Origin of the sequence: Mycobacterium sp. (assembly GCF_035506235.1) — a bacterium.
Taxonomy (GTDB): Bacteria; Actinomycetota; Actinomycetes; order Mycobacteriales; family Mycobacteriaceae; genus Mycobacterium.
The window spans coordinates 1-9879 of sequence record NZ_DATJPU010000095.1 but is presented as its reverse complement, the minus strand read 5'-3'; the positions used below and the strand labels follow the sequence as shown (position 1 = coordinate 9879).

Sequence of the window (9879 nt, the reverse complement as noted above, 5' to 3'; positions counted from 1 at the left end):
AAATGAGCCTGCACCGCAACGGTTCTCAGGCCCGGATTGATGCCGACGAACAGCAGCCGAACCCGATCGGAGATCAGGTCCGGCAGGGTCATACCGCTGAAACGTTTCAATTCGTCGCGGGTGAACCGGACCTTGTCCTGTGCGGCGTTGTCCACAGCGCAGTATTGCAAATGCGCGCCACCGCCACCGATTGAGCGGGCCCGAGATCGATCCGCTCAATCGGTGATCGTGGACGCGATCAGTACCAGTGCCTGCGACCCGCGACAGCGCGCCCGGTGCTGCCGAGGATCCACAGGATCGCACCGATGACGAGCAGGATGATCCCGATGGTCCACAGGATGGAGATCTTGAGCAGGAATCCCGCGATTAGCAGGATGATGCCGAGAATGATCATGACGAGCCTCCCCTTCGGTGATGACGGACCTACTAAGACGACCACCCTTAAGGGGGGTAGCAATACACCCCTAGGTAGGTAATGTTGCCGGCATGTCACCGCCAACTTCTCGCGCGCCGATCACCGTCGCGCTGGTCGACGACTACGACGTCGTCGTGAAGGGCGTGGCCAACATGCTCGACCCCTACCGCGACCGCGTCGTGATCGCGGAACTCGACTCCACCATGCCCGTCGAGGACACCGTCGACATCGTCCTGTACGACTCGTTCGCCCAGCCCGAATCCGACCACGAGGAGATCGCGGTCCTGGTTGCCAATCCCCGGGCGCACCGAGTTGTGGTCTACACCTGGAACTTTCACCCAGACCTCGTCGACAGCGCCCGGCGGCAGGGCGCTCACGGGTACCTGTCCAAGACACTGCCCGCGCGCGAGCTGGTCGCCGCACTGGAGGCCGTACATTCCGGGCGGGAGGTCATTAGCGAGGCGGCCCCCCGCGCCCGCAGCGCGCCCGGGCTGGACTGGCCCGGCCGCGGCGAGGGGCTCAGCGACCGCGAGGCGGAGATCCTGGCGCTGATCACCCAGGGCATGAGCAACGCCGACGTCGCGCGCCTGACCTACCTGAGCCCCAACACGGTGAAGTCCTACATCCGCACGATCTACCGCAAGCTGGGCGTCGCCAGCCGCACCCAGGCCGTCTTGTGGGGCGTCAACCACGGCTTCACCCCGGACCATCACCGCATCGAGCACTGGCGCGGCGGCCCCTAGCCGACCCGCCGCCAGAGTGTCGTCACGTCTGCTCGCGCACTGAGAGAATCGCGAACGAATGGCCTTGCAGCACGGTGGAATCGGTGCCTGCCTTCGGCTCGCCCCACGCGAGGACCACGTCCCCGGCGATGGGCACCGTCACCGGCTCGGCGCCCAGGTTGCATGCGATGCGCAACGCGCCGCGGTGAATGGTGATCCAGCGTTGCTCTTCGTCGTAGTCGACGGCGAGGTGCTCCAGCCAGGGGTCGACCAGGTCCGCGTCGTGGTGGCGCAGGGCGATCAGGTCCCGGTACACGCGCAGCACGCGGGCGTGTTCGCCGGCGTCGAGCTCGTCCCACTTCAATTTGGAACGCAAAAACGTCTGCGGATCCTGGGGATCGGGAATCTCGTCGGCATCCCAGCCGTGTTCGGCGAACTCGGCCTTGCGTCCCTCCGCGGTGGCCCGGGCCAGCTCCGGTTCGGTGTGCGAACTGAAGAATTGGAACGGGGTCGACGCGCCCCATTCCTCGCCCATGAAAAGCATTGCGGTGTAGGGCGACCCGAGGGCGAGGGCGGCCTTGACCGCGAGCTGGCCGCCGGTCAGGTTCTGTGACGGGCGATCCCCGAGCGCCCGGTTGCCGACCTGGTCGTGGGTGCAGGTGTAGGCGACCAGCCGGGTGGCCGGGATGCCCGACTTTTCCGTGGTGTCCAGCGGCCGCCCGTGGCGGCGGTGCCGGAACGACGAATAGGTGGCGGCGTGAAAGTAGCCGTGCCGCAGCGTTTCCGCCAGCGTGGCCAGCGACCCGAAGTCGGCATAGTAGCCCTGGCGCTCGCCGGACACCGCGGTGTGGATGGCGTGGTGGATGTCGTCGGACCACTGCGCGGTCAGCCCGTACCCGTTGCGCTCGCGCGGGGTGATCAATCGCGGGTCATTGAGGTCGCTTTCGGCGACCAGGGACAGCGGGCGGCCGAGCTGGCTTGCCAGCGAGTCGGTTTCGGTGGCGAGTTCCTCGAGAATGTGGATGGCCGTGGTGTCCACCAGCGCGTGCACGGCGTCCAGGCGCAGCCCGTCGGCGTGGAAGTCGCGCATCCAGCGCAGCGCGCAGCCGATGATGTAGCGGCGCACCTCGTCGGAGTCGGCGCCGGCGATGTTGATGCCCTCGCCCCACGGGTTGCTCGCCGACGACAGGTAGGGCCCGAACCGCGGCAGGTAGTTGCCCGACGGGCCGAGGTGGTTGAAGACTGCGTCGATCAACACGCCCAGGCCGCGCGCGTGGCACGCGTCGACGAACCGGACCAGGCCGTCGGGACCGCCGTAGGGTTCGTGCACGCTGTACCACAGCACGCCGTCGTAACCCCAGCCGTGGGTGCCGGCGAAGGAGTTGACGGGCATCACCTCGACGAAGTCGATCAAGAGATCGACCAGATAGTCCAGCCTTTCGATGGCGGCGTCGAAAGTGCCCGTCGGCGTGAACGTTCCGACGTGCAACTCGTAGATCACGGCTCCTCCGATGGACCGGCCGGGCCACTCGCCGTCGGTCCAAGCCGCGCCGGCCGGGTCCCACAGCTGCGACCGGGCGTGCACCCCGTCGGGCTGGCGGGGCGAGCGGGGGTCGGGCAGCACGGTGGGGTCGTCGTCGAGCAGGTATCCGTACCGGGCGTCCCGGGCCGCCTCCACGTCGGCGTGCCACCAGCCGTCGTCGGAGCGGGTCATCGGGTGCACCGCGCCGTCGACGTCAAGGCGCACCAGCGCGGGCCTGGGCGCCCACACCCGGAACTCAGTCATGGCGGCGCTCCAGCAGCACCACGGGGAGGTCCGAGAACAGTTGGGCGGCCGAGGTCGCCCCGCTGGCCACGGCGCCGCTGAGCGCGTCGGTCCAGGTGCCCTCGGGCAGCGGCACCACGGTATTGCCCCAGCCCTTTTCGGCCAGGCGCACGGTCCAGCGGGTCACCGCGACCAGGACGTCGTCACCGCGGCGAAAGGCCACGACGTGGTCGCTGGCCTCGCCGTCGGCGAGCACCGGAACGTGGTCGCCGCGCAAGAACGTGTCGGGGCGGGAGCGCCGCACCCGAAGCGCCGTGGTGACGACGCGAATCTTGGGATGGTGCAACTCCGTCAGCGCGGCCCTGCGGGCGGCAAAGTCGACGGCGCGACGGTTGTCGGGGTCGACCAGGCTGTCGTCCCACAGCTCGGTGCCCTGGTAGATGTCCGGTATGCCCGGCACCGTCAGCGCGAGCAGCTTCTGGCCCAGCGCGTCGCTGGCCGCGTGCGAATTGAGTTGGGTAACCAGTTCGGTCAGCTGGCCGGCCACCGGGCCGTCGAGCACGGTGTCCAGCCAGCGGTGCACGGCGTCCTCGAAGGCGGCGTCCGGGTCGTTCCACGAGGTGTGCCAGGCCGCCTCCCGGATGGCCTTCTCGGCGTAGGCGTGCAGCCGGCCGCGCAGCTCGCCGGTGACCTGGCCGCTCACCGGCCAGACGCCAAAGACGTTCTGCCACAGGAACCGTCCGGTCGCGGGATCGGGGGAGGGGGCCTTGACCTCCCAGCGGGCGAGGAACTCCGTCCACAGCGACGGCACCTGGGACAGCACGCCGATGCGGGCCCGCACGTCCTCGCCGCGCTTGGTGTCGTGGGTGGTCAGCGTCGTCATCGTGTGCGGCCACAACCGGGCGCGGGTGGCGGCGCTGTGGTGGAACTCGGCCAGGCCGACGCCGAAACGATGCGGTTCGCCGCCCACCTCGTTGAGCGACACCAGGCGGGCGTCGCGGTAGAACAGGCAGTCCTCGACGGACTTGGCGGTCACCGCGCCGCAGAGCTGCTGCAGCCGGGTGGCCGGCTCGCCGCCGCGGGTCAGCGCCGCCGCAAGCACCTGCAGCGCCGGCCCCAATTGCGGTGCTGCCGCCTGGGTTTCGGCCAGCGCGGTGGGCAGCAGCGCGACCAGCCCGGGGTAGTCGCAGCGGTAGACCCCGATGTGGGTGAGCAGGGCGGTGACCGCCTCGGGCAGCAGCGGATGATCGGTGCCCGCGGCGGCCGCGACGGCCCGGCGCAGCCTGGCCAGCTCGCTGGCCAACATCACCGTGGCCGTGCGGGTCTTGAGCTCGGCGAGCAGCTGGGGCATCGCGCCGTAGTCGACCCCGGCCGACTCGACTAGCGCGGTCAGCGCGCCCTCGCCGGCCGGGTCGACGAAGACCCCGCCGACCTGACGGAGCACGTCGTAGCCGGTGGTGCCGCCCACCGGCAGCGTGGGCTCCAGCGCCTCGTCGACCGCCAGGATCTTCTCGATGACGATCCAGGCGTCCGGCCCGACCAACTCACGCAGCCGGGTCAGATAGCCGCAGGGGTCGGACAATCCGTCGGGGTGGTCGATGCGCACGCCGTCGACGAGTCCCTCGCCGAACCAGCGCGCGACCTCGGCGTGGCTGGCGACGAACACCGCGGGATCCTCCTGCCGCAGGCCGGCCAGCGAGGTGATCGCGAAGAAGCGCCGGTAGCCGCAGACTCCGTTGCGCCAGCCCACCAACCGGTAGTGCTGGCGGTCGTGGACTTCCGGGCCCGTGCCCCCGCCGGTACCTGGTGCGATGGGCAGCGCCAGGTCGCCCAGCCGCAGCAGGTCCCCGTCGACCTTCAGGTCGGCGGCGTCGTCGTCGGAACCCAAGATCGGCAACACGATTCGGCCGCGCTCGTCGAGGTCCCAGTCGATGTCGAAGAACGACGCGCACCGCGAGTCCCGGCCGTTCCGCAACACGTCCCACCACCACGGGTTCTGCTGGGGGTCCTCGATGCCGACGTGGTTGGGGACGATGTCGATGATCAGGCCCATGCCGCGCTCGCGTGCGGCGGCCGACAACCGCGCCAGACCGTCGGGCCCGCCCAGCTCTGCGGAGACCGTAGTGGGGTCGGTGACGTCATACCCGTGATTGGACCCGCGCGCCGCGGTCAGGACCGGCGAGAGGTACAGGTGGGTCACCCCGAGGTCGTCGAGGTAGTCCAGCAGGTTTTCGGCGTCGGCGAAGGTGAAAGCGAATCCGCTGGACTCACCACGCAGCTGGAGCCGGTAGGTAGAGAGGACTGGTAAGGCCATGCGTCACAAGGTCTTACGAAGTACCAGCAGCGAACGCGAGGGCAGCGACACCTTCTCCTCGGCGTTCACCACCTGGTCGGCTTCACCGACGGGGTCGTTGGTGTCCAGCTCCACGGTCCACTCCCGGGCATAGTCGCAGTTGGGCATCACGAACTCGATCGGTTCTTCGCCCGCGTTGAAGCACAACAGGAATGAGTCGTCGACCACCCGCTCGCCGCGGGCGTTCGGCGCGGTGATGGCGTCGCCGTTGAGAAACACCGCCACACACTTGTGAATGCTTTCACCCCAGTCCTCATGCGTCATCTCGCGGCTACTTGGATTCAGCCAGGCGATGTCGCGGACCTCGTCGCCGCTTCGGATCGGTTCGCCGTCGAAGAACCGGCGCCGGCGAAACACCGGATGGTTCTTGCGCAGGGTGGTCACCTTGCGCGCGAACGCCAGCAGATCTGCGTTCTTGTCGACCAATGACCAGTCCATCCAGGACAATTCGGAGTCCTGGCAGTAGACATTATTGTTGCCGTTCTGGGTGCGCCCGAACTCGTCACCGTGGGCGATCATCGGCGTGCCCTGGCTGACCAGCAGCGTGGCCCAGAAGTTGCGCATTTGGCGCCGGCGCAGTTCCAGGATGTCGGGGTCGTCGGTGGGGCCTTCGACGCCACAGTTCCACGAACGGTTATGGCTCTCGCCGTCGTAGTTGTCTTCGCCGTTGGTCAGGTTGTGTTTGTCGTTGTACGAGACCAGGTCGTTGAGCGTGAACCCGTCGTGGGCGGTGACGAAGTTGATGCTGGCGCTGGGGCGCCGGCCCGTCGCCTCATACAGGTCCGACGACCCGGTCAGCCGGGAAGCGAACTCGCCCAGGGTCGCGGGTTCCCCCCGCCAGTAGTCGCGCACAGTATCGCGATACTTCCCGTTCCACTCGGTCCACAAACCCGGGAAATTTCCGACCTGGTAGCCACCCTCGCCGACGTCCCACGGCTCGGCGATCAACTTGACCTGGCTGATCACCGGATCCTGCTGCACCAGATCGAAGAACGCGCTCAGCCGGTCGACGTCGTGCAGCTCGCGGGCCAGGGTGGCGGCCAGATCGAAGCGGAATCCGTCGACGTGCATCTCGAGCACCCAGTAGCGCAGCGAGTCCATGATCAGCTGCAGCACGTGGGGGTGGCGGGCGTTGAGGCTGTTGCCGGTGCCCGTGTAGTCCTTGTACAACCGCAGGTCCTCATCGACGAGCCGGTAATAGGCGGCGTTGTCGATGCCGCGGAAGTTGATCGTCGGACCGAGGTGGTTGCCTTCGGCGGTGTGGTTGTAGACCACGTCGAGGATGACCTCGATGCCGACCTCGTGCAGGCTGCGCACCATCCATTTGAACTCTGCGACGCTGGAATTGCGGTTTGCCGCGTACTGGTTGTGCGGGGCGAAGAAGCCAAAGGTGTTGTAGCCCCAGTAGTTTCGCAGCCCCAGGTCCAGCAGGCGCGAGTCGTGCAGGAACTGGTGGACGGGCATGAGCTCGATGGCGGTGACGTTGAGCGACTTGAGGTGGTCGATGATCAGCGGGTGGGCCAGCCCGGCGTAGGTGCCCCGCAGCTCCTCGGGGATGCCGGGATGGGTTTGTGTCATGCCCTTGACGTGGGCCTCGTAGATGACGGTCTCGTGGTACGGGGTCAGCGGGGCGCGGTCGGATCCCCAGTCGAAGAACGGGTTGCTCACCACGCTGGTCATGGTGTGGCCGAGCGAGTCGACCATCGGGGGAGTCCCCGGGTCGGCCCCGTCGGCGTTGGGGCCGTCCGGGTCGACTGCCTTGAGGTCGTAGGAATAGAGCGCCTGGCCGAAGGTGAAGTCGCCGTGGAACGCCTTGCCGTAGGGATCCAGCAGCAGCTTGCTCGGGTCACAGCGGTGGCCGGCTGCGGGGTCGAAGGGGCCGTGGACCCGAAATCCGTAGCGCTGACCCGGCGTGATTCTCGGCAGGTACGCGTGCCAGACGTAGCTGTCGACCTCATCGAGGGGGATCCGTGACTCGCTGCCGTCGTCGTCGATCAGGCACAAATCGACCCGCTCGGCGATCTCGGAGAACAGCGAAAAGTTGGTTCCCGCGCCGTCATAGGAGGCGCCGAGCGGATAGGGGGTGCCCGGCCACACGGTGGCCAGCCTTGGCCGGGTCCCGGCGGCGTCACGCGCCGCCGTGCCAGTTCCCGAGCCTGGATTCTTCGTCGGCATCACATGACCTTATCCGCGCCCGCGGTGCGGCGGCCCGTTACCACCAACCGGTGCTGGCCCCGATCTGCCGGCCCAGCTCGGTGGTCATGGTCCGCACGTAGGTGGGCGACAGGTGGTGAGCGCCGTGGTAAATCAGGATGTTCCCCTCGACCGGCCGGCAGACGTCGGCGCGGCAGATCGCGTCCGACATGTCGAGGGCCTTGAGCAGCGGGAACTGCGCGACGAAGTCGAGGGTCTGATTGCGATCGGACAGCACGTCGGAGCGCTTGACCGCGCAGGACTGCGGGCTGCCGCCCTTCTTGGCCAGGCAGTCCGCGGGGTCGAACGGCTTGCCGTTCTTGACCAGCCACGGGGTGTCGCGCATGCCGAGAATCGGAATGTTGTTGTCGGACAACGTTTGCCAGATGCCGATGTAGGTCGCGGGCATCACGTCGCCGGTCTTGATGTTCCACGGCCGGGTCGTCGTGGTGAACACGTAGTCGGGCCGGTCGTCGACCAGCTTGTTCATCGTCCGCTGCACCCACTCGCGGCACTGCATGTACGGGGCGTTGTTGCCCATGATCAGGGGCACTTCCTCGGTGGACAGCGGGCAGCCCATCTTGAGATACGTCACCACTTTGAAGTGATGCAGGCGGCCCAGCAGGTCCAGCGCGGGGAGCCAGTGCTCCGCGTGCGACCCGCCGGCCAGGGCGATGGTCCGCGTCGCGGCCACGTCGCCGTAGGCGCAGTTGACGACGGTCGGGTTGACGAAGTCGCTGATGCAGCCGTCCCGGGTCGAGACCGGAACGTCGTCCTTGACCTCGAGGACGGTGGGCCGCATCGGCAGCGCCGGCACCCGCGCGTGCTCGGTCAGGGCACGCGCGCCGGGGTAGTCCTGCGGGTTGAGGACGCTGAGCTCTTTGCCCGCCGCGCGCAGGACCGTGACGTGCTGACGCCAGGTGAACGACGTTGCGGTCAGCGTGACGCCGAGCAGCACCACCATGGATCCCAGCGCCATCGTCGGGCGGCGCAGGCGAACCCGCCAGGGGATGGTCGCGACGGAGGTCGGCGAGGGCGTGCGGGCGGGTGCCCGGTACCGCAGCGGGTCCTCGACGAGCCGCGTGGTCAGGTAGGCCAGCATCCCGGACACCAGCAGCACCACCGTGCCGTCGACGAAGCCGGCGTGCCGGTGTCCGCTGTAGGACAGCCAGAAGATGAGCAGCGGCCAGTGCCACAGGTACAGCGAGTAGGCCATCGCGCCCAGCGCCACCAGGGGCCCGGCCGCCAGCACCCGATTGGGCAGCGGCATCCGCTCACTGGCGCCGGCCGGCAGGTTGGACCCGGCGAGGACCATCAGCATGGTGGCCCCGACGGGGACCAGCGCCCACGGGCCGGGGAATTCCTTGACGCCGTCGATCAGGGCCCCGCAGGACACGATCGCCGCCAGCGCGACGGTGGCGGCGGCGGTGCGCAGCCACATCGGCCAGCGAACGTGCGGCACCACGGCGCCCACGAGTGCGCCGAGCAGCAGCTCCCAGGCCCGGGCGAAGCTGTCGTAGTAGGCGATCGCCTGATTGTCCTGGTGGGCGACGATCGCGTAGACGAACGAGGCCACCGTCAGCGCGCTGAGCAGGACCAGGAAAAGCGTCCGCAGCCGGGTGCCCAGCGGGCGCCGGAAGAGGTAGGCGCAGCCGGCGATCAGCAGCAGGAAGGCGATGTAGAACTGGCCTTGCACCGACATGGACCAGATGTGCTGCAGGGGGGTGACCGCTTCGCCGGCCCGCAGATAGTCGGACTCGCTGTTGGCCAGCTCCCAGTTCTGGTAATAGCCCAGACTCGCCAGGCTCTGATCGGCGAACGTCTCCCAGCGGGTCTCGGGTTGCACCAGGACGGTCAGCAGCCCGCAGCCGGCCAAGACCACGACGAGGGCGGGAAGCAGGCGGCGGACCAGCCGGACCACCTCGGCGACCGGCGACAGCGACAGCTCCGGGTTGAGCGCGGCGCGCAGGATCTTTCCGCCGAAGAAGAACCCGGACAGCGCCAGGAACACGTCGACCCCGCCGGAAACGCGGCCGAACCAGATGTGGAACATGGCGACGAGGGCGATCGCGATGCCGCGCAGGCCGTCGAGGTCGTAGCGATAGAAGCCCGCGGCGCGCGCAGGCACCGGTTTCGCAGTGGCAACCGGTGGGCGGGGCGGTGACAGGCTCTGCATGGTCGACCGCCAATTTACCGAAAACCGCCACCCGCTCCTGAGGGGAGCGAGTGGCGGGTGCCGGCGCGTTGGGGAGTGCCGCGCTCTCGGGGTTACCGCGTGATGCCGAACGGAGCCGGCTGCACCGGCGCCTGCTGCGTCGGCGGCTGCAGCAGGGGGAGCTGCTGCAAGGGCGCCTGCTGCGTCGGGAGCTGCTGCGCCGGGGCCTGCTGGACCGGGGCCTGCTGGACCGGGGCCTGCTGGAGCGGGGCTTGC

At 68.5% G+C, this 9879-nt stretch carries 6 protein-coding genes and 1 pseudogene; 1 reads left to right on the top strand and 6 read right to left on the bottom strand.

The annotated features are described in order from the left end of the window. Nucleotides 1-238: 238 nt before the first annotated feature. Entirely contained in the window at nucleotides 239-394 is a 156-nt protein-coding gene (locus VMD50_RS08610) for a DUF6131 family protein (RefSeq protein ID WP_325426785.1), read from the bottom strand. Nucleotides 395-486: 92 nt separating this feature from the next. On the opposite strand from VMD50_RS08610, the gene VMD50_RS08605 reads away from it, so the two are divergent. Beyond that, on the top strand, nucleotides 487-1158 hold the full coding sequence (locus tag VMD50_RS08605; RefSeq protein WP_325426783.1) for a response regulator transcription factor: 672 nt from the start codon (nucleotides 487-489) through the stop codon (nucleotides 1156-1158). A gap of 22 nt (nucleotides 1159-1180) precedes the next feature. On the opposite strand, the gene treZ is transcribed toward VMD50_RS08605, so the two are convergent. From treZ to VMD50_RS08580, 5 genes and pseudogenes are all read right to left on the bottom strand, one after another. Continuing rightward, complete coding sequence (gene treZ / locus VMD50_RS08600; RefSeq protein ID WP_325426781.1) at nucleotides 1181-2923, bottom strand: malto-oligosyltrehalose trehalohydrolase; 1743 nt, start codon at nucleotides 2921-2923, stop codon at nucleotides 1181-1183. Then, complete coding sequence (treY, locus tag VMD50_RS08595; RefSeq protein ID WP_325426779.1) at nucleotides 2916-5216, bottom strand: malto-oligosyltrehalose synthase; 2301 nt, start codon at nucleotides 5214-5216, stop codon at nucleotides 2916-2918. Before treY ends, treZ begins: the two co-directional genes overlap by 8 nt. A gap of 3 nt (nucleotides 5217-5219) precedes the next feature. Beyond that, nucleotides 5220-7430 carry a glycogen debranching protein GlgX gene (glgX, locus tag VMD50_RS08590; RefSeq protein WP_325426777.1) on the bottom strand — a complete coding sequence of 737 codons (2211 nt, stop codon included), beginning with the start codon at nucleotides 7428-7430 and terminating at the stop codon, nucleotides 5220-5222. A 37-nt stretch (nucleotides 7431-7467) separates the two neighbouring features. Then, the gene (locus tag VMD50_RS08585; protein WP_325426775.1) at nucleotides 7468-9624 is read right to left on the bottom strand and encodes an acyltransferase family protein; all 2157 of its coding nucleotides are present in this window, start codon (nucleotides 9622-9624) and stop codon (nucleotides 7468-7470) included. A 92-nt stretch (nucleotides 9625-9716) separates the two neighbouring features. Continuing rightward, nucleotides 9717-9879 (bottom strand): annotated as a pseudogene (locus VMD50_RS08580) (NlpC/P60 family peptidoglycan-binding protein RipD); the annotation flags it as partial.